The organism is Arthrobacter sp. K41, from assembly GCF_059089645.1.
Genome location: NZ_JBNHEW010000005.1, coordinates 185,708 through 206,435 on the forward strand (window position 1 = coordinate 185,708; position 20,728 = coordinate 206,435).

Below are 20,728 nucleotides of genomic sequence, written 5' to 3' on the forward strand. Positions count from 1 at the left end.
CGGTTTATCAGCCCCAGTGCGGCGGCTTCTGTTCCTTCAGCCAGGCATCGTGATCGTCGTCGGCATCGCCCCAGCGCCTCGGGTCATCTTCCGAGGCCTTCGTCGGCAGAATGCCTTGCGTCGCGCCCTGAACGTGGTCCTTGCCCTGCTCTTGATCCTGTTCGTCTTCCGGAGCCGGGTCAACGGGGACGGACTGCGCGTCCCCAGCTGCGTTGTTGTTCTCTTCAGGGGCCATGGAGACCGCCTCCTTGCTGTCCAATTCTTTGTCCTGCGGCCGGGGGCGTGCCTGTTCCCCGGCATCGATACCATTCAGCGCCTGGTCCACATCGTCGTCAAGGAATCCTGTTGAGGGTGCCGTCCGCCCGGGAAGCACCACCCGCTCAAGTCCCAGGTAGCCGGCAATCCGGTCGGCACAGGCTGACGGATCAGTGAAAACCTCGATGGTCCACAGCGGCATGTACCGCCATCCCAGCCGCTCCAGGAGTTGCGGCCGCAGCCGGCTCCGTTCGCGCACACTCATGGTGCGGTACTGCTCGGTACCGTCGGACTCGATGGCAACCGGCCACGGCAAGTCGGTCTCGTCCCGGCCCATGGTGCTCAATGGATCCGCTGCCGCCACAACGTCGATGGCACCGTCATACTGGTGCCAGACCCGCGCACCACGTGCCCGCAGCCGGTCCCCCAGGTCAGCGACCAGGGGATCCGCGCCAAGTGCCTGTTCGCTGGCCGCAGCGCGGGAAGCAGGGGTTCCCAGATCCGTGTTCCCCGAGATCTCGCGGTCCAGCAGGGAGTACAGGTCCACCGCGCCGTGTGTCAGCCGGGTCTGGTCCAGGTCCTCCGGCCGGAAGCACGTCAGGACGTGTATGGACCGGCGGGCCCGTGTCATCGCGAGGGCGAATTTCTCCCGGCCGCCTTCAGCGGAAAGCGGACCGAAGTTGTGCAGGGCGCGGCCGTGCGGGGTCCGTCCGAAGCCGGGCGAGAAAATGACATGGTCCCGGACCAGGCCCTGGGCACGTTCCAGGTCAACCACGCGGAAGGATTCGGGTCCGGCACCAAAGAAGCTTGCAAGGCCCGGATGGTTGGGCAGCTGAAGCCGGATGGACTCCCCGATCCGGGCAGCATGGCGAAGGCTGGCTGTGACCACTGCAAGGGACGTGCGCGGCCGCGTGCGGGCGTGTTCGAAGACCAGCTGCACCACACGGTTGACCTCGGCCACTACGGACTCGACGCCCTCGTGGTCCGCGCTCGGCAGGCCGGTGCCGTCCGGCAGGTACTCCACCAGCAGTGACCGATCCAGGCCGGTAGCCGACTGGCCCTCCGGAAGGCGGCGCAGGGCGCCGTCGTAAAAGTTCTTGCTGAGCTGGAGGACGAGGTCCTCGTCCACCGCGCGGTAGACGAAGTTGAGCCGCCACACCGGCAGCACTTCCGAGAGCGCCCCGAAGGCACTCTCCACGCGCTGGTGCGCCGTCTCCCCTGCTGCCAGCCGCTCCACGCCCACAGTGAAGGTCCGCGGGCTCGCGATCTTGGCGTCGCCGAAGGCAATGACCTGGCGCGCGCGGGCAATGGACGGCAGCACGGCCTGGAGGGACGTGGCTTCGGAGTCGAGGATGACTACCGCGTCGAAGTGCTGTTCGGCGGGAAGGAGGCCGGTCATCAGGTAGGGGCTGACGGACCAGACGGGAACGAGGGTGCCGATCAGGTCCGGGGCCTGCGCCGTCAGCGCGGGCAGCGACACCCGGCCATCCTTGAGCAGGCTGCGCAGCAGGTCCGCCTGCCGGGGGTGGGCGGCGATGCCGGCCCGCCACCTTTCGGCCAGGTCCCAGCGAAGCCGCGCTGCGCCGCTGGCAATATGCGCGTTGTCCGCCAGCCTGTACTCGGCCTCCAGCTGCCGCAGGGCGTCGCCGTCGGACATCGCGAGGTAGTCGTCCCCGCTGATCATCGCTTCGAGCGCCGACTGCCACCAGGCGAGGTCAAGTTCCGATGCGACTGATCCTGCTGGAACCTCGCGTTCCGCCAGGTCCGCCAGGAGCTCCCCCAGCCCGTGCTCGCGCATGTTCTCCACCAGGAGGGTGCGCTCCGGCAGCGTCTTGAGGGTCTCTGCGTCAGCGACCAGCCGTTCCAGGCGTTCCATCAGCTCTTCGTAGCGGACCGTGGACAGCGCGCCGCCCGCCTCCGTGTGCCTGAGCGCCTCGCCCAGTTGGGTGAGTTCACGCTCCAGGGCACGGTACATCACGTTGATCTCGGCAAGGCCGGACGGCACAGCCGGGTGGCGCTGGGTGGTGGCATAGCCGGCCCAGAGGACACGCTGTTCCTGCACCAGGACCAGCGAACTGTGGAGATCGGCGATGTGCACGCCGGGCCGGACGTACTCCTTGGCCACCCTGCGCAGCCGCGACCGCTGCATGGCCGTCATTTCGATGCCCCGCTCGCGGCGCCAGGCTGACGGTGCCGTGGCAGAAATAAGGTCAGTGACCGGCCGGTCAAAGATGTCCGGGGTGAACTTGTCCAAACTTCCGCGGACGGCTACGAGGAGTTCGAGCTGTTGGCCCCACTCGGCGAAGGTGGCCCCAAGCCGGATTTCCGCATGCTCCGCCACTGCGTTCATGCGTTCGCGCAGGTCAGGGAGGCTTTTCTCCACGGACCGGACCAGGTCCTGGGCTTCCTCCGTCTCCTTGCGGGTCAGGAGGCGCGCGCCGTGCCAGGGGCTGGTGGTGGACGCCTTGCTGAAGCTGCCCAGCTCGGCGGCACGCCGGAGCCTGCCGGCAAGCTCCTCCCGGTCCCTGATGTTGTCCAGGACACTGCGCTTGAGCCGTACGGTGGTGGCGGGGGCAGGGTGGATCGAGGTCAGCTCAGCGAGCGACTGCATGGCTTCATACGGCGAACAGCCCCAGCGCTGGCGGACGTTGTGCAGTGATGCCACATGGTCCATGAGCGCGTGCCGGTGCTCCGTCAGGGTGTCGTGCAGGTTTCCGAGCTGGGGTTCCAGGGACTTTTCGTTCCGGACGATCGCCCGGACCAGCTGGCCCTTGAGCTGCTGCGGGGTAACGTTCCCGGACAGCTGGAACAGGATGGAGTCAAGGCCCAGGCCTTCGAGCTGGCCCGAAATCTCGTTGAGGCTTGCCCGGCGGTCCCCTACTACCAGGACCGTCTTCCCGGCGTCAACCAGCGCCCCGATGGTGTTGATGGCCGTCTGGGTCTGGCCGGTGCCCGGAGGGCTGCTGACTACCAGGGAATCCCCGGCACGGGCTGCGTCGATCACGTACTGCTGGTCAGTATCTGCGTCCAGCAGGAGCATCTCGTCGCGGGGGTGCCTGCTGTCCAGCGAGGGAAAGCGGGACGGGTCCGGCTCATCGAAGTCCACCACTTCACCGCCGGCAGCAGTAGCCAGGGCGGACACCAGGGGGTTGGAGTCGTTGATCCAGGGGTCGTCCAGGTTGCCGGAAAGGTCGGCAAAGGTTGAAACGAGCAGGTTGTGCTGGGCCTCTGCGCCATGGATGGGCCGGATGAGCGTTGCCAGCTTGTCCAGGACCGGCTGCGGATCGAAGCGGGCTGTGCCGTAGGCGAGCCGGGTGACGGCATTGACGTCGAAGACAATACCGTGGGTGTTCTTCAGGTGCCGTACCAGGGCCGGGTTGATGTGTGCCTGCTCGGTCAGCTGCAGTTCGTAGTCATCCTCACCCGGGCGGACAGTGAGGGAGATGGCCGTGAGCATGACCGGAGCTGAGATGCGCTGCGGCTTGCCGCCCACGGCAGAAGTCCATACCACCGTACCGGCGGAAAAATAGCCGGCATCAATTCCGCGGTCGTTGGCAAGCTCAAATATCTTGGACCGGATGTTGCGCGAAGCCCTGGCTGCGACGACGTACTGCTGGCGTTCCCGAATCAGCGTGGAGAGCCGGGTCTTCCGGCCGGCCATAAGCTGTGCGAGGCCGGACGGGTGGGCGTGCGTCAGGTCGATAGAACCCTCGGGGGTCTTGGTGAAGCGCAGCATCGTATCCGCACCGGTGACGGGCTTGAGCCCGGAGAGCCATTTGCGGAGCTCCTCGGAGCCTTCCGGGTGGCCTTGACCAACTGACACTTCTGCCTTCTTTTCTGCGTTTGCACGTGACGCCCTGGACCATACCGGCATAGATTCGAGCGTAGCCGCTTCCATGCCCGGACTGAGAGACCGCAACACTGGAGCAGCCAAATTGCGGGATTTTCGCGGCGGAAACGGAAGTGGCCGGCCTCCTTCGTCGGAGGCCGGCCACTTCATGATGCTATTCCCACTCGATGGTTCCCGGCGGCTTGCTGGTGACGTCGAGGACTACCCGGTTGACACCCTCCACCTCGTTGGTGATGCGGTTTGAGATCCGGGCGAGGAGCTCGTACGGCAGCCGTGACCAGTCCGCGGTCATGGCGTCTTCGGAGGAAACGGGACGAAGGACAATGGGGTGGCCGTATGTGCGGCCGTCACCCATGACGCCGACGCTGCGGACGTCGGCCAGCAGGACCACCGGCATCTGCCATACCTCGTTGTCCAGGCCGGCAGCCGTGAGCTCGGCACGGGCAATGGCGTCCGCCTTGCGCAGCAGGTCAAGCCGTTCCTTGGTGACCTCGCCTACGATCCGGATTCCGAGTCCCGGCCCGGGGAAGGGCTGGCGGCCGACGATCTCCTGCGGCAGTCCCAGCTGGGCGCCAACGGCACGGACCTCATCCTTGAAGAGGGCCCGCAGCGGCTCTACGAGCTCGAACTGCAGGTCCTCAGGCAGGCCGCCCACGTTGTGGTGGCTCTTGATGTTCGCGGCACCTTCACCACCGCCGGATTCGACGACATCCGGGTACAGCGTGCCCTGGACCAGGAACTTGATCTTCTCGCCGTGGGCGGCTGCCTCGGCGATGATGGCCAGTTCCGCCTCTTCGAAGGCGCGGATGAACTCGCGGCCAATGATCTTGCGTTTGGTTTCCGGATCGCTGACGCCGGCCAGGGCGGACAGGAACCGTTCCTGCTCGTTGGCGACGTAGAGCTTCACGCCGGTGGCAGCTACGAAGTCGCGCTCCACCTGCTCGGCCTCGCCTTCGCGCAGCAGTCCGTGGTCCACAAAGACGCAGGTGAGCTGGTCGCCGACGGCGCGCTGCACGAGGGCAGCGGCGACGGCGGAGTCAACGCCGCCGGACAGGCCGCAGATGACCCGGGCGTCGCCGATCTGCTTGCGGATGCGCTCCACCTGCTCCTCGAGGATATTGCCCGTGGTCCAGTTCGGTTCCAGCCGGGCGCCCTTGAAAAGGAAGTTTTCCAGGACCTGCTGGCCGTAGGCGGAGTGCTTGACTTCGGGGTGCCACTGCACGCCGAACAGGCCCTTTTCCTCGTTGGCGAAGGCAGCCACTTCAGCGCCGGCGGTCGTGGCAAGGACTTCGAAGCCGTCCGGCGCCGTGTGAACGGAGTCGCCGTGGCTCATCCAGGTGTTCTGGTGCTGGGGCATGCCCTCGAGGACCGAACGGCCCTCGCCGAGGATGGTGGTCTCTGTGGAGCCGTACTCCCGCAGCCCGGTCTTGTCCACCTTGCCGCCCAGGGCGTTGGCCATGGCCTGGAAGCCGTAGCAGATGCCAAAGACGGGAACGCCGGCTTCGAACAGGTCCGCACCAACGCTGGGGGCGCCGTCAGCGTAAACGCTGGAGGGACCGCCGGAAAGGATGATGGCGGCAGGGTTCTTGGCCAGGAGCTGCTCGGTTGTGTAGGTATGCGGAACCACTTCCGAATACACATTTGCTTCCCGGACGCGGCGGGCAATCAGCTGCGCGTACTGGGCACCGTAGTCAACAACCAGCACCGGCTTCTGGGAAGTCTGGGATGCAGTGGGAGTAGTCACCGTACTAGCCTACTGGCCGCCGTTGCACCGGCGCACCTTGAGAAGCTGCGCTGTGACGGAGCGAACTCCTGCATGCCGCAGCCGCTGCCTAGTACCTCTGCGGGGCGTGCGGGTTGGCCGCCAGCTCAGCCTCGACGTCGGCGTGGAACTTCTTCTCCACGATGAAGGACAGGAACGGGATGACGCCGCCCAGTGCCAGCAGGATCAGCTTGAGGAACGGCCAGCGCATGAGGGACCAGAGCCGGAAGTTCGAGATCAGGTACACCACGTACATCCAGCCGTGCACAATGAGGACCGTGACGGACAGGTTGACTCCGCCGAGGACGCCGGGCGGTTCCGCATCCGCGAAACCGAGCCCGAACGGCTGGCCGGTGACGGCGTTGGTGCCGCCGGCGAAGAGGTACTGCCCGAATCCGTACCGGGCGATCAGTTCGGCGCAGAGCAACAGAAGCATCGCGCCCGTGAGGTAGGCCAGCACCTTGTAAAACTTCAGGGCGGACCGGATCTGCGCTTCGGTGCCGCCGAAGCGGCGTTTCTTGCCGGTTGCCCTGCCGCCGGCGCTGCTGCCTGGGTTGGTGCTTCCAGCCGGGGCGGCGGGTTTCGGATCAATCATGGCTGTACCTTTTGCTGGTTTTGATCAAGTTGCTGGTTCTGTTGCGGGCGAAGCGGGGTGTCGGCATCATCGTCATCCAGGCCTTCCTCGAGATCGCGGTGGTAGTCGTCCTTGACCAGCCGCCACCAGATAAAGAGTGCGAAACCGGCGAAGACAACCCACTCAAGGGAGTAGAAGAGGTTGAGCCAGTTGATCTGCTGGGCCGGCGGCTGCGGGCCGATCTGCAGGGGAAGGAGGTCTCCGGGCACTGCCGCGGGGCTGACGTCCGTGCCGTCGGCGATCTCTGCTGTGGCAGCAACAAAGCCGGGATAGCTGCTGACTTCCCAGAAGTTGATCAGTTCGGCCACTGAAACGGCTGTGGCCTGTCCGGGAGAGGGCGCCGTTCCTGGCAATGGCGCTTCGGAGGGCAGCAGCCGTCCGGTGAGTTCAACTGTGCCCGACGGCGGTGCTGGAGCATCTGCAGGGTCTGCCACCCATCCCCGCGCTACCGGAATCCACGTCTGGGGTGAGGCGGCAACACCGCTGATGGCGGGGGCGCCGGTAACAGCGAAGGCGGAGACCACCCAGTAGCCGGTCTTGCCGCCGTGCAGGCGGCCCGGTACCAGGACCTGTTTGCCCGGGTCGTAGGTTCCCTGTGCACTGACCATCTGGTCGGCGTCGGTACCGTGGAAGAAGTCACCCGGCTGAAGCGTGTCGGTCAGGGGCTGCACCTGCTCGGTGGCCGGATTGACCGGTACTTCCGGCTGGGTGGAGCGGCCGAACTGCCACTGGCTGAGCAGCACGAACACCCCGGAGATAACGATCGCGAAAATGAAACCTGCGATCCATCGGGGTTTGAGGGCTGTTTTCCACACGTCTTAACCGTACTTCGTTCCGCTGTAGAACAACTAAACGCCAGGGGCGGGACGGCCCCGTCCGCGGCCGCGCCAAGCTGGAAAGGGCAGCCGCAGTCCCGGGCTTCAGTGGTCGAAGAACACCAGGCTCGAATTGATGAGCTCCGCGATCACTTCGGCGTCGTAGGCGCGGCGCAGCGATTCGCGGAATGACTCCTTGGACAAGGAGCGGGCCAGCGTGGCCAGGACCTCAAGGTGGTCGGAGAAGGAACTGGCCGGTGTGGCGATCAGCAGGATCACCGTGGCCGGACCGTCCGCGGCCCCGAAGTCCAGGGCGTGGCCGTACTTGGCAATGCCGACGGCTATGGACGTGCGCGACACAAATTCGCTGCGGGCGTGGGGCAGTCCGATACCGCCGGGCAGCCCGGTTGCCAGCTGGTGCTCACGCGCGTTGACGTGCTGAAGGAATCCGGGCAGGTCCGATACGCGTCCGGCGGCGAAGAGCCGTTCCGCGAGTTGGGTGGCGGCGTCCACCTTGTCCGATGCTTCAAGCTCCAGAATCACCATTTCGGGCGTGGTGAGGCCGGCGTCGTACCGGTCAAGTGGTTCCGCCAAGGCGTATCCCTTCAGTCAGGCATGCTGGTGCGGCCGGCCCCTCAGCGCAAGGGCACGATATCTTCCACACCCAGGCGGGCGGCGTCTGCGGATTCGTCGTCCGGCTGTTGCTGGCTGAGGCGCTCCGCCTCCACCCGTGCAATGTAGTGCCTGACCTCGTTTTCACGTTGGGCGTCGCTCCAGCCAAGGACGTCACCCATCAGTTTAGCGACTACGGGCACGGCAGACACGCCGCGGTCCCAGGCCTCGATGGAAATCCTGGTCCGCCGGGTCAGGACGTCATTGACATGGCGCGCTCCCTCGTGGCTTGCCGCGTACACGGCTTCGGCCTGCAGATAGTCATCGGCCCCGGGAATCGGTTCGGCCAGCGCGGGGTTCTCTTCGATAATGGCCAGCACTTCCGGGGTCAGGGACCCGTACCGGTTGAGCAAATGCTCGATGCGGGCAACGTGCACACCGGATTCCTCGGCTGTGCGGTTCCGGCGGTTCCACGCAGCCTTGTAGCCGCTCGCCCCCAGCAGGGGGATGGTCTCCGTGCAGCTGGGCGGCACCCGCTCGTCCATGGTGCGCGTAGCCTCGTCCACGGCGTCCTTGGCCATGACCCGGTATGTGGTCCACTTTCCGCCGGCCACCACCACCAGACCAGGAACGGGGTGCGCCACCACGTGTTCCCGTGACAGCTTGGCGGTGGAGTCGTTCTCACCCGCCAGCAGCGGGCGCAGGCCCGCGTAGACCCCTTCGACGTCTTCGCGGGTCAGCGGGCGCTTCAGGACCTTGTTGACGTGTTCGAGGATGTAGTCGATGTCTTTGCTTGATGCGGCCGGGTGGGCTTTGTCCAGGTGCCAGTCCGTGTCCGTGGTGCCGATGATCCAGTGCCGGCCCCACGGGATGACGAACAGCACCGACTTCTCGGTACGGAGGATCAGGCCAACGGTGGACTGGAAACGGTCCCGTGGAACCACCAAGTGGATGCCCTTGGAGGCCCGGACTTTCAGCTGGCCGCGGTCGGTGACCATGGCCTGGGTTTCATCGGTCCAGACCCCTGTGGCGTTGATGACCTGCTTCGCCCGGATGTTGAATTGGGTCCCGTCCTCGTGGTTGACCACTTTGGCGCCAACCACCCGTTCGCCTTCACGCAGGAAGTCCACCACTGCCATTTGGTTCACGGCGTGGGCGCCGTAGTAGGCGGCTGTGCGGATGAGGTTGGCGCAGTACTTTGCGTCGTCCACCTGGCCGTCGTAGTAGCGGATGGAGCCTACAAAGGCATCGTTCTTCAGGCTCGGCGCAGCGCGCAGCGTGCCGCGCCTGGTGAGGTGTTTGTGGAAGGGCACTCCCCTGCTGTGTCCGCTGGAGATGGACATGGCGTCGTAGAGGGCGATGCCGGCGCCCACGTAGGGCCGCTCGAGGAAGGGTTTGGTCAGCGGGTACAGGAATGGCACGGGCCGGGCCAGGTGGGGCGCCAATTCGGAGAGCAGCAGCCCGCGCTCCTGCAACGCCTCCTTGACCAGGCCAAAGTCGAGCATTTCCAGGTAGCGCAGGCCGCCGTGGATCAGCTTAGAGGACCGGGAAGACGTGCCGGCGGCCCAGTCGTTCGCCTCGACTATCCCCACGTCCAGTCCACGGGTGACCGCGTCAAGGGCTGCACCGGTACCCACGATGCCGCCGCCGACAATCAGGATGTCCAGTTCCTGGCCCGGCTCCGCGGTTGCGCGCAGCCTTTGGATGGCTGCTTCCCTGGCTGCGGGGCCCAGGGCCCCGCCGTTAGCAGGAACACTCTTCATCGAACGCCTCCAGTGCCGCTAGTCCCGGTAGTGCAACCACCCTACTTCGTTGCGGCACGCTTTGGGCAGGGCGCAGGAAGCGATGGGATCCTGCCGCCCCCGCGTCAGTTCCCGGCGTAGGGGGAAACCACGACGTCGACCCGCTGGAATTCCTTCAGGTCCGAATAGCCGGTGGTCGCCATGGAGCGGCGGAGCGCGCCGATGAGGTTGGAGGTTCCGTTGGTGTGGTGCCCCGGTCCGAAAAGGACTTCCTCGAGCGGACCGACGGTTCCCACGTTTGCCCGGTCCCCGCGGGGCAGTTCAAGGTGGTGTGCTTCCTGGCCCCAGTGCCAGCCCTTGCCCGGCGCCTCCTCGGCCCTGGCGAGGGCGCTGCCCAGCATCACGGCATCGGCGCCCATGGCGATGGCCTTGACGATATCGCCCGAGCTGCCCATGCCGCCGTCGGCAATAACGTGCACGTAGCGGCCGCCGGACTCGTCCATGTAGTCGCGGCGCGCGGCGGCGACGTCGGAAATGGCGGACGCCATGGGCGAGTGGATGCCCAGGGCACGGCGGGTGGTGGTGGTGGCGCCGCCACCGAAGCCCACCAGGACACCGGCGGCGCCGGTGCGCATCAGGTGCAGCGCGGGAGTGTAGCCCGCCGCACCCCCCACGATCACGGGGACGTCCAGTTCATAGATGAACTGCTTGAGGTTCAGCGGCTCGTGGTCCTTCGAGACGTGCTCCGCGGACACCGTGGTGCCGCGGATAACGAAGATGTCGACGCCGGCGGCCACCACTGTCTTGTAGTGCTCCTGGGTGCGCTGCGGGGTCAGCGAGCCGGCCACGGTGACGCCGGCGGCGCGCATTTCAGCGAGGCGGGAAGTGATCAGTTCGGGCTGGATGGGGGCCTTGTACAGCTCCTGCATCCGCCCCGTCACGGCCGGGCTGTTGGTCTCGTCCTCCAGCGCCCCGATCTCGTCGAGGATGGGCTGCGGGTCCTCGTACCGGGTCCAGAGGCCTTCAAGGTCGAGAACACCGAGGCCGCCGAGCCGGCCGAGCGCGATGGCAGTGGCCGGGGACATCGCGGAATCCATGGGCGCTGCGATCACCGGCATGCTGAACTGGTAGGCGTCGATCTGCCAGGAGACGGAAACGTCCTTGGGGTCGCGGGTACGACGGTTGGGGACAATCGCAATGTCATCCAGGGAGTAGGCACGACGCCCACGCTTGCCACGGCCGATCTCGATCTCGTAAGTCACTGCTCTAGGTTATCCCAGCAGCGGTGTTGTCCTTGGCTACAGTGGTGGGATGGCTTCGCGGTGGGTGTTTGACGGTCACATTGCCGGCGTCGGCACCGGATCGGGTCTGCGCGCGGTCGTGGGCATCTGGCAGACCTCACCTTTCGGCCCGTTCTCGGATGTCATGGTCCAGCAGCCCTCCGGGCACCGCTTGCTGCTGGCGCCCACGGCCGAGGTGGCCGGCTTCATCTCCGATACCTACAGCTTCGACGAGGTCCGGGTGCTGGAGGTAGCCACCACCCTGGCCCGGGACCTCATAACGGTCGACGCCGGCCCCCTGGCTGTGCGCGCCCGGCTGGGCCGCAGGACCCTCCTGGGCGGCGCGCTGCTGGCACTGCCCCGGCCGCTCGCCGTCCATCCCCGCTGGCTGGGCGCGATCAGCCCGGTCGCCGCCCTTCTCAGCGGCGGATCACGGACCTCCGGAAGTGCCGGAAGCGGCCGGCACGAGTATTACGGGGTGACTGACCTCCGCGGCATCAGTTCCGCCGTCGTCAGCTGGGACGGGAACGACGCCGGCGCGCTGGCTCCCATCCTGCCTCCCGTGACGTTCGGCTTCAGCAGCGTCCCCTCAAGGCCCAGCCTGGCCCGGGTCCGCACCACGGTGGTGGAAAGCTGGAGTTCATCTGCTGCGCCCGCGCCCGGCAGGTTTCCTGGCTCCGGCGGCCGCTAGGCAAGGGGGCTGGTGGGGGCGCTCAGCTGGGACTCGAACATCCGGAAGTAGCGGCCGCGCAGAGCCACCAGTTCCCGGTGCGTGCCCTGCTCCACGATCTGCCCGTCCTCCAGCATGTAGACGATGTCGGCCTTTTCGATGGTGGCGAGGCGGTGGCTGATGGCGATGATGGTGCTGCTGCGGTCCGCGAACAGGCGGGTAAAGATCCGGTGTTCGGCGAGGGCGTCGATGGCGGACGTCGGCTCGTCCATCACCATGAAGGAGGCGTCCCGGTAGAAGTTGCGGGCCATCGCCAGGCGTTGCCACTGGCCGCCGGACAGTCCGCTGCCCTTGCGGCCCCGGGGATCCTCCATCCAGTTGCTGACGTGGTTGTCCAGTCCATTGGGGAGTTTGTTGATGAAATCCAGGGCCTCGGCGTCCGCCGCCGCCCGCCGGATGCGGTCATCTTCCCGGGGTGAGTCGACGTCGCCGAAATAGATGTTTTCCGCCGCCGTGGCGAACTCGTACTTGAGGAACTCCTGGCTCAGCACCGCCAGGTGGCGGTGCCAGGAGGTGACGTCGACGGCGGCGAGGTCCACGCCGTCGAGCATTACCTGCCCTGAGTCCGGACGGTAGAGGCCGGCAAGGATGCGGATCAGCGTGGACTTTCCGGCGCCGTTCTCCCCCACGATGGCGATGTGCTGGCCTTCGCGGATAGTCATGCTGATCCCGCGGATCACCTCGATGTCGCTTCCGGTGTACGTGAAGCGGATGTCCTTGAGCTCCACGGTCTTCGGGGACTGCAGCAGCGGCGGCGCGTGTTCGGAGTGGACCGGCAGGGCCATGAACAGTTCGTAGTCCTTGAGGTTTGCCAGGTCCTCGTCGATGGAGCTGAGGGACGATACCAGGCTGTTGGCCGTGGACAGTGCCCGGCTGACGATCTGCTGCACGTAAAGGAACTGGCCCACCGGCTGGGCGCGGGCGATGATCTGCCCCACCACCCAGATCAGGGACACCACTTCCGCACCGTATTGGAGGGCGTCGGCGGCGAGCTGTTTGGGGATGTAGCGGCGCTGGAAATCAATACGCCGGCGCTCGTCGGCGTCACGGAGGCGGGACCGGAAGTTCATCAGGAAGTGCACGATGCCGTAAAGGCGCATCTCGGCGATGTGCTGCGGCCGGAGCAGGTTCTGCTCGATCATCCGGCGCTGCCGCCGGGAATCGACCTGTGTGTTCCAGTGCGCTATCTGTTCCCGGGACAGCTTGAACTGCAGGTAGACGCTGGGCACGATGGCCACCAGGACGATCACCGCGATCCACCAGCTGACCAGGAGCAAAGCCCCCACGGCGAGGACGACCGAGACGAGCTGGGTGAAGATCGCGGCAATCCGGTCCAGCACCCTTGCGTAGGAGTCGGAGAATCTCTTGGCGCGGTCGTACAGGTCAACGGTTTCTTTGTCGTCGTAACGCCAGAACTCGAGGGCGAGGAAGCGCTCGTACATCTGGTCGCCGACGATGGCGCCGACCTTGAAGCTCATCAACTGCTGGATGTACCGGTCCACGCTGTTGAACGCACCCCAGAAAAGGCCCAGGGCGGCGGTGATGATCACGTAGACGATGGCAAGCTGCCCGGCTCCGGCGTCACCGGCATAGGCAGCAGCCAGCGCGGTGGTGGTGAGCGCAGCAAAGTAGGTGGTGACCAGCGGCAGCACGGCGGAGATCAGTGAGCCGAGCACCTTCATGGCCACAGCGCCGGGTGAGGCCCGGAAACTGACCCGCAGAACCTGGGCCACGGCCCGGGCATATGGACGAAGGGCCAGCCGGCGTTGCGGCTGGCCCTTCGTCCTGTCCCCTGCCGTTGTCAGCGCGATCCGTAGTTCGGCGCCTCGACGGTCATCTGGATATCGTGCGGGTGCGATTCCTTCAGGCCGGCCGGGGTGATCCGGACGAACTTGCCGCGGGCCTTCAGTTCGGCAACGGTGGGGGCGCCGGTGTAGAACATGGTCTGCCGCAGGCCGCCCACCAGCTGGTAGGCCACGGAAGCCAGCGGTCCGCGGTAGGCCACCCGGCCTTCGATGCCCTCGGGGATGAGCTTGTCGTCGCCGGAGACGTCGGCCTGGAAGTAACGGTCCTTGGAGTAGGACGTGTTCTTTCCCCGGGACTGCATGGCACCCAGGGACCCCATGCCGCGGTAGGACTTGAACTGCTTGCCGTTGACGAAGATCAGCTCGCCCGGGGACTCGTCGCAGCCGGCCAGGAGGGAGCCGAGCATTACGGTGTCGGCTCCGGCAACCAGCGCCTTGCCGATGTCGCCCGAGTACTGCAGGCCGCCGTCGGCAATGAGGGGAACGCCGGCGGGGATGGCAGCCTTGGCGGATTCGTAAATCGCGGTGATCTGTGGGACACCCACACCGGCCACCACGCGGGTGGTGCAAATGGAGCCGGGGCCCACGCCCACTTTGATGCCGTCGGCGCCGGCGTCGATCAGGGCCTGGGCGCCTTCGCGGGTGGCGGCCTGGCCGCCAATGACGTCCACGTGCGCTGCCACGGGATCGGACTTCAGGCGGCGGATCATGTCCAGCACGCCCTGCGAGTGGCCGTTGGCGGTGTCCACAAAGAGGGCGTCGACGCCGGCATCAACCAGTGCCATGGCGCGCTCCCAGCCGTCCCCGAAGAAGCCGATGGCCGCTCCGACGCGGAGGCGGCCTTCGTCGTCCTTGGTGGCCAGCGGGTACTGCTCGGCTTTGGTGAAGTCCTTGGTAGTGATGAGGCCCTTGAGCCGGCCCTGCTCGTCCACCAGCGGCAGCTTTTCGATCTTGTTGGTGGCCAGCTTGTGCGAGGCTTCCTCGCGGCTGATGCCCACATGCCCGGTCACCAGGGGCATTTTGGTCATGACATCACTGACGAGCCGCAGCGGAAAGTCAGACTCGGGCACGAAGCGGGTGTCGCGGTTGGTGACGATGCCCAGCAGGCGGTTGTCCTCGTCCACGACGGGCAGGCCGGAGACTCGATACTGGGCGCAGAGGTCATCCAGTTCGCGCAGGGTCGCCTCGGGCCTGATAGTCAGCGGGTTGGTGATCATCCCGGACTCGCTGCGCTTGACGCGGTCCACCTGGTCCGCCTGGTCCGCGATGGACAGGTTGCGGTGCACCACGCCCAGGCCCCCTTGGCGGGCCATGGCGATGGCCATCCGGGATTCGGTCACGGTGTCCATGGCTGCGGACAGCAGGGGCGTTTGCACCGTGATGCGCTTGGAGATCCGGGAGGACGTATCCGCCTCGGAAGGGATGACTTCGGTGTGGCCGGGAAGGAGCAGGACGTCGTCGTAGGTCAGGCCGATGAAGCCAAAGGGGTTGTGTTCGGGCTCGGTCATGAGTGCGCCTCTTACCTTGGTTGCTGTGGGGGTAGGGGTTGCAGCCGATGACCAGCCCGTCATTACGGGACTGGCCTGTGCAGAAGGTCGAAACCACCACTAGAGGCGGCGTTCCGGGGTCAGAAAGTGTTGAGTAAATATTAGAACCTCGGCGCCGATCCCCCTATTCCATACCGGCAATGTGAGCAACTGCACGCGCCCCACCGCACCCCAGCCCCGCGGCGCCCGGGAATCCTGCGCGTGTGGCCCCGCCTCAGGGGGAGTCAGCTCCAGCCCGTTGCGGCCAGCAGCCGTTGCTCGAACATGGGCATCATGCTCTCCACATAGGTCCTGGTGAGGTGGTTGTCGTCCTTGTAGACGTAAACGTTTCCGACCACGCCGGGGCAGATGCCGCGTGCACAGATGAAATCGCTCAGATCCATCAGGTGCAGCCCCTCGATTTGGCCCGAATAGCTGTCCAGCGGCGAGGGGTTCACCAGGGACTGTTCCAGTGACACGCTGCATTCCGGCGCGTCAGGTCCGTTCCGCTGGATGCACTCCGGCATGTTGAAGGTGAAGCGGGGGTTGTCCCGGATTCCGATGATCTCGATCCCGGCATCAGCAAATGGCCTGATGCCCGCGAGGTAACCCGGAACGTCAGTCTCGAACGGGGCTTCCTCGTGGGTCAACGTTGCCACCGTGAAAACGGCGTCGGGCTTATGCTCCAGAACGTAGGCAGCGCTTGCCCGGTTGTAGGCATTGCACTCCGCGTTTCTCTCCAGCGATTCAGCCCCGAAGCGGCACGCCGGCATCAGCAGCGTCACCAGTTCCCAGCCACGCGCAGCCGCAACAGGCGCCAGCGCACCCAGGTACTGCTGGGAGTGCGAGTCGCCCAGGACGACGATGCGTTTCGTCACTTCCCGCTCCGGGACTTCCTGGCGGCAACCCTCGAGGATGGGGTTGGTGGTGGCGTTGGCGCCGGTGCAGGGGGCGTGGATTCCGGCCCAGTCGTGGTCCAGGGCGGCCGGACCTGGAATGATTTTGGCGTCGGGAACCGGCACCGGCGCGTTGTCCGGGCTGAGGGCTGCCGCCCCGGGCGTGAGCTCGCGCGGCTGGGCCGCCGTCGCGCTTTCCTCTGCCGTGAGCGTGGTCTGCCAGACGGCGACCGGACCGGCGAGGACTGCCCCGCAGGCCGCAATAACGACGGCGGTGCGCCAGGCCCGGCGCTCAGGCCAGCGCCAGTCACGGAGCGGCTTTTCAACGAAACGGGTGGTGAGCACGGCGAGGACCACAGCAGAACCGACAATACCCAGTCCCTGGGCCAGGTTGGGTGCCTCCACGCCGGTTGCCGCGAGCGCGAGCACCAGCACGGGCCAATGCCAGAGGTACAGGGCGTACGAATTGTCACCGAGCGCCACCAGGGGTCTGCTGCCCAGGAATTGGTCCACACCGTAGCGGCTGCCGGTGTGCCCGGCGATGATAATCGCGGCCGCGGCAAGGGTGGGCCACAGCGCGACATATCCGGGGAACTGCCGGTCCACGGTCAGCAGCAGGCCGCAGGAAATCATCGCTGCCAGTCCCGCCCAGCCAAGGACCACACGCAGTGCCCGGGCAGGTTTGAGGTAGGGCAGCGCCAGGGCCAGGAGGGAACCCAGCGCGAACTCCCAGAGCCGTGCCCTGGTGTCGAAGTAGGCATACGCCTGGTTGGTGGCGGTTTGCTCCATGGAGTAGGCCAGCGAGACAGCGAAGACGGCGCCAAAGACCAGCGCCAGCAGTCCCCGGTAGTTCACGCTGCTGAGTGCCGGGACACGGTGCAGCAGCACCAGCAGCGCTGCGCTGCCGGCGAAGATCAAAGGCCACAGGATAAACACCTGCCCCTGGATGGACAACGACCAGAAGTGCTGCAGCGGGCTGGCGCCGGCGTGGTCCTGGGCGTAATAGTCAACTGCTGTGTCTGCGAGCAGCCAGTTCTGGGTGTAGAGCAGCGACGCCCACGCCTGGTCCAGCACCTGCGGCCAGCGGCTCTGCGGAAGGATCAGCCAGGTCCCGGCCAGAACACCGAGGATCACCACCACGGCCGCTGGAAGCATCCGTTTGAACAGGTGCAGCCAGTGCGCCAGGAGCCCGAACGGCCGCCCTGCTTCGGCTTTCCGGACGAAGGAAAGCGTGAGCAGGAACGCCGAGATCAGCAGGAAGATGTCCACGCCGCCGGAAACCCTGCCCAGCCACACGTGGTAAACAACCACCATCAGGACGGCGAGGGCGCGGAGCCCCTGCACCTCGGGCCGGAAAGCCGGTTTCCGGCCCTTGGCAGCGGCACCTGGAGGCGTGCCGGCTGCAGCATCTGTTCCCGCTATCGACACAAAAAGACCTCACACGCGCATAGGCAAAACATCAATCTTACCCAACGCAGGGATTTTGCCCGCAAGGTAGCGGGCGTCGCGGCTGGTCCCGGGAAGGGTGGCGGATGCCGCGGCGTACTGAAATTCCTGTCCCAGGAAGAACAGCCCGGGGATATCAAGCGCAACGCCGCGGTGCTGCCGCGGCATCGATCCGGCGTCGAGCAGGTCCGGGTCGATCCAGCTGAAGTCCGGGCGGAACCCGGTGCACCAGATCACGTTGGCTACGCTGAGTGCTGTTCCGTCGGACAGGACGGGCTTTCCGTCCTGCACCGCGGCCACCCGCGGCATCAGCTGCACTCCTGCAGCGGCCAGGTCCTTGGTTTTGGTCCTGATCAGGGGCGCGGCGTGTGCCTTGAAGCTGGGCGCTGCCTTGCGTCCGACAGGCGAATCCAGCGTGAGCACGTGCAGCCCCAGGAAGCGCACCAAGGGCAGGAAGTACCGTGCCGCTGCCCGGCCATGCTTTACCGGAATCTGCCCGCCGGGCTTTCCAGCGACGAACGTGGGATGCGTCCGGCTTACCTCCAGGGCGATTTCGGCTCCGGAGTTCCCCAGCCCCACCACCAGGACCGGCCCCTCCTGCAGTTGGGAGGGATTCCGGTAGGCGCTGGAATGGAATTGGACTGTGGAAGGTGCCAATTGCTGCGCAAAGCCGGGAACCTTGGGGACTTGTTCTGCCCCACTGGCGACGACGGCGTTCCGGGCCACCCAGCGGCTGCCGTTGGCTGCCGCGATGAACAGGTTCCCTTCCTTCCACAGCCGCTCCACGCGGGTGCCGTGGAGCACAGGCAGGCTGTTCCTGGCGGCGTAACCTTCCAGGTAGGCGGCCATCTCATCCTTCGTGGGAAAGGACAGGGGATCGGCAGGGAAGGGTTCGCCGGGCAGTCCGTCGTATTTCGCGGGGGTGAACACCCGCAGTGAGTCCCAGCGCTGCCGCCAGGCGTCGCCGGTGCGCGGATTCGCATCCAGGATGACGAAGTTCCGCTGTTGTTCCTTCAGGTGACCGGCCCGCATCAATTCCTGTCCCAGCCGGCACCGTGGCCTCCTTCCGGTACCCACCCAGCCGACGTGCCGCAGTCGCGTTTCTTACCCGGCGCCACGCAGGCGGCGCCGGTACTTAAGCGTCACCGTACGCCCACTGGAGAACCGGCACAACCTACGAACGCAGCAGCCCGCGCAGGGTCTGGATGGTGTCCGCTTCCGCAGCTGTCTTATCGTCCCGGTAGCGCTTCACACGGGCGAAGCGCAGCGCGATTCCGCCGGGGTAGCGCGGGGATTGCTGTACTCCATCGATGGCGATCTCCACCACGGTGACCGGCTCCATCCAGACAGTGCCCGCCGTCCGCCGTACCTCGAGCTCCTGGAACCTCTCAGTCTGCCAGCGGAGCAGGGCATCCGTGAGGCCTTTGAAGGTTTTACCCACCATCACGTAGCTGCCGGGTTCACCGAACTCACCGGTGGGGTCGAGCGCTCCGAGATGCAGGTTCGACAACAGCCCCGTGCGCCGTCCTGACCCCCACTCGCAGGCGAGGACCACCAGGTCATAGGTGAGCACCGGTTTGACCTTGACCCAGTTCGAGCCACGGCGGCCGGCCGCGTAGGTGGAGCCGACGGCCTTAACCACCACACCTTCATGGCCCGCGGCCAGCGCGTCCCGGGACACCCTTTCAGCTGTAGCCGCATCCGCCGTGACCTCGCCCGGGATGCGGTGCCCGGGGGCGATGCGGTCGAGCACGCCGATGCGCGTCACCAGCGGCTCATCCAGCAGGTCGCGGCCGTCCATGTGCAGTACATCGAAAAACCAGGGATGCAGCAACATGCTGCGCGCCGCATCAGCACCGAACCGGGACATGGTCTCCTGGAACGGCCGCGGACCGCCGTCCTCGTCAAGGGCGAGGGTCTCGCCGTCGAGGATCACATCGCGCACCGGCAGTCCGCGCACCACCTCCACCACCTCGGGCAGCCTGTGGGTTACCTCCGCCAGCGTGCGGGTGTAGATGTGCACCTCGTCACCGGAGCGGTGCACCTGGATGCGGGCGCCGTCGAGCTTGTACTCCACGGAGGCCTCCCCCGTGGTCTCCAGCGCTGCAGCTGCACTGGACGCGGTGGATGCGAGCATCGGCTGCACGGGACGTCCGACGACGAGGCCGACGGCGTCGAGCTCCGCTTCCGTGCCAGTGATGGCCAACAGGGCGGTGCCGCCCAGATCGCCGGTCAACATTGCCGCACGGCGCACGGCGTCCAGAGAGCGATTTGCGGCGCGGGCAATGGCATCGGTCAGCACCCCCTCCAGCGCGCCGGTCCGCAGTTCGCCCAGCAGCACCCCGGAAATGAAGGCCTGCTCGCGTTCCGTCGCTGCCGCCGTCAGCGTCCGGAGGGTGGCGGCGCGCTCCGCTGCCGACCCGGCACCTGCCGCCACCAGCAACCGGTCCAGCGCAGCGTCAAGGTCTGCCACAGTCAGGCCCGGCACGGCGGCCGGCTCCCCCATGGCCGCGGACATTCCGCGCCAGCCGACCCCCACCCTGCCCTGGCGCGGCTTGGCGACCAGCAGGCCGACCGCCGTCGCGATCTCCGCGGGCTCGAGGCGACGCAGCAGGTCCGCGAGCGCATCCACCTTCGCGAGCCGGGAGCGGGTAGACGCGACGGTATCCGCGGTCTTCACAAGCTCGTCGAGCAGCATGGCACCAGTCTGCCACGCACCCCTGCGGAGGCTGGACAGCGCCGAAGTCCAGTTTCACAATGGACGCGTGGGAATCATCGTCGCAAACCTGTTCCTCACCCTTGACGGCGTCTATCAGGCGCCCGGCGGCCGCGAGGAGGACACCGCGGGCGGCTTCGCCTTCGGCGGCTGGCAGGCACCGGTGTCGGACGACGAGGCCGAGGCCACCATAGAGTCCGAGATCAGCAAGATCGATGCACTGCTGCTGGGTCGGAAAACCTACGATATCTTCGCCTCCTTCTGGCCGCACCAATCCGACGACATCGGGGCCACCTTCAACAAGGTGCCCAAGTTCGTCGTCTCCAGCACGCTGGCTGATCCCGCCTGGGCGGGAACCACTGTCCTGCAGGATGCCACGGCCGCGGGCCGGCTCCGTGCGGAGTACGGCCAGGTGCACATGTTCGGCAGCGGCGTGCTTATCCGTTCACTGCTCGCGGCAAACGTGATTGACCGCCTCCACTTTTGGCTTTATCCAGTAACCCTCGGCCAGGGCAAACGGCTGTTCGACGCCGGGACGGTCCCGGCCACGTTCCGCCTGGCAGAGCCGGCGCGCAGCTTCCCGAAGGGGGCAGTGTCACTGGTGTACGAGCGCGCCGGCGACGTCGAGACGCGGGACATGGCCGGCACCTAGCTCTGTG

General features: G+C 66.4%; 14 protein-coding genes. 2 read left to right on the plus strand and 12 right to left on the minus strand.

What is annotated here, in order from left to right; translation table 11 throughout:
- Positions 1-7: 7 nt before the first annotated feature.
- The 7 genes from AC5RTE_RS13445 to AC5RTE_RS13475 form a co-directional block, all read right to left on the minus strand.
- Complete coding sequence (locus AC5RTE_RS13445) at positions 8-4,129, minus strand: AAA family ATPase (protein WP_494041901.1); 4,122 nt, start codon at positions 4,127-4,129, stop codon at positions 8-10.
- A 130-nt stretch (positions 4,130-4,259) separates the two neighbouring features.
- Positions 4,260-5,849 (minus strand): glutamine-hydrolyzing GMP synthase, encoded by a 1,590-nt coding sequence (gene guaA, locus AC5RTE_RS13450; RefSeq protein ID WP_494041902.1) that lies wholly within the window; start codon positions 5,847-5,849, stop codon positions 4,260-4,262.
- Between the two features lie 88 nt (positions 5,850-5,937).
- Positions 5,938-6,462, minus strand: a complete 525-nt coding sequence (locus tag AC5RTE_RS13455; RefSeq protein WP_494041903.1) for a DUF3817 domain-containing protein — start codon at positions 6,460-6,462, stop codon at positions 5,938-5,940.
- The gene (locus AC5RTE_RS13460) at positions 6,459-7,316 is read right to left on the minus strand and encodes an SURF1 family protein (RefSeq protein ID WP_494041904.1); all 858 of its coding nucleotides are present in this window, start codon (positions 7,314-7,316) and stop codon (positions 6,459-6,461) included. Before AC5RTE_RS13460 ends, AC5RTE_RS13455 begins: the two co-directional genes overlap by 4 nt.
- Positions 7,317-7,421: 105 nt before the next feature.
- Positions 7,422-7,910, minus strand: a complete 489-nt coding sequence (locus AC5RTE_RS13465; RefSeq protein WP_494041905.1) for a PTS sugar transporter subunit IIA — start codon at positions 7,908-7,910, stop codon at positions 7,422-7,424.
- A gap of 41 nt (positions 7,911-7,951) precedes the next feature.
- Positions 7,952-9,691 (minus strand): glycerol-3-phosphate dehydrogenase/oxidase, encoded by a 1,740-nt coding sequence (locus AC5RTE_RS13470; protein ID WP_494041906.1) that lies wholly within the window; start codon positions 9,689-9,691, stop codon positions 7,952-7,954.
- Positions 9,692-9,795: 104 nt separating this feature from the next.
- Positions 9,796-10,932 (minus strand): GuaB3 family IMP dehydrogenase-related protein, encoded by a 1,137-nt coding sequence (locus AC5RTE_RS13475; RefSeq protein WP_494041907.1) that lies wholly within the window; start codon positions 10,930-10,932, stop codon positions 9,796-9,798.
- 49 nt (positions 10,933-10,981) lie between these two features.
- On the opposite strand from AC5RTE_RS13475, the gene AC5RTE_RS13480 reads away from it, so the two are divergent.
- Complete coding sequence (locus AC5RTE_RS13480) at positions 10,982-11,641, plus strand: hypothetical protein (protein WP_494041908.1); 660 nt, start codon at positions 10,982-10,984, stop codon at positions 11,639-11,641.
- Here AC5RTE_RS13480 and AC5RTE_RS13485 read toward each other — a convergent pair.
- From AC5RTE_RS13485 to AC5RTE_RS13505, 5 genes are all read right to left on the minus strand, one after another.
- Positions 11,638-13,491, minus strand: a complete 1,854-nt coding sequence (locus AC5RTE_RS13485; protein ID WP_494042029.1) for an ABC transporter ATP-binding protein — start codon at positions 13,489-13,491, stop codon at positions 11,638-11,640. The genes AC5RTE_RS13480 and AC5RTE_RS13485 overlap by 4 nt on opposite strands.
- Complete coding sequence (guaB, locus tag AC5RTE_RS13490) at positions 13,482-14,993, minus strand: IMP dehydrogenase (RefSeq protein WP_493969892.1); 1,512 nt, start codon at positions 14,991-14,993, stop codon at positions 13,482-13,484. Before guaB ends, AC5RTE_RS13485 begins: the two co-directional genes overlap by 10 nt.
- Before the next feature lie 263 nt (positions 14,994-15,256).
- On the minus strand, positions 15,257-17,335 hold the full coding sequence (locus tag AC5RTE_RS13495) for an acyltransferase family protein (protein ID WP_494041909.1): 2,079 nt from the start codon (positions 17,333-17,335) through the stop codon (positions 15,257-15,259).
- 9 nt (positions 17,336-17,344) lie between these two features.
- Entirely contained in the window at positions 17,345-18,385 is a 1,041-nt protein-coding gene (locus tag AC5RTE_RS13500) for a flavin-containing monooxygenase (RefSeq protein ID WP_494041910.1), read from the minus strand.
- Positions 18,386-18,527: 142 nt separating this feature from the next.
- Positions 18,528-20,051 (minus strand): ATP-dependent DNA ligase, encoded by a 1,524-nt coding sequence (locus AC5RTE_RS13505; RefSeq protein WP_494041911.1) that lies wholly within the window; start codon positions 20,049-20,051, stop codon positions 18,528-18,530.
- Between the two features lie 67 nt (positions 20,052-20,118).
- On the opposite strand from AC5RTE_RS13505, the gene AC5RTE_RS13510 reads away from it, so the two are divergent.
- Positions 20,119-20,721, plus strand: a complete 603-nt coding sequence (locus AC5RTE_RS13510) for a dihydrofolate reductase family protein (RefSeq protein WP_494041912.1) — start codon at positions 20,119-20,121, stop codon at positions 20,719-20,721.
- The last annotated feature ends 7 nt before the right edge of the window (positions 20,722-20,728 follow it).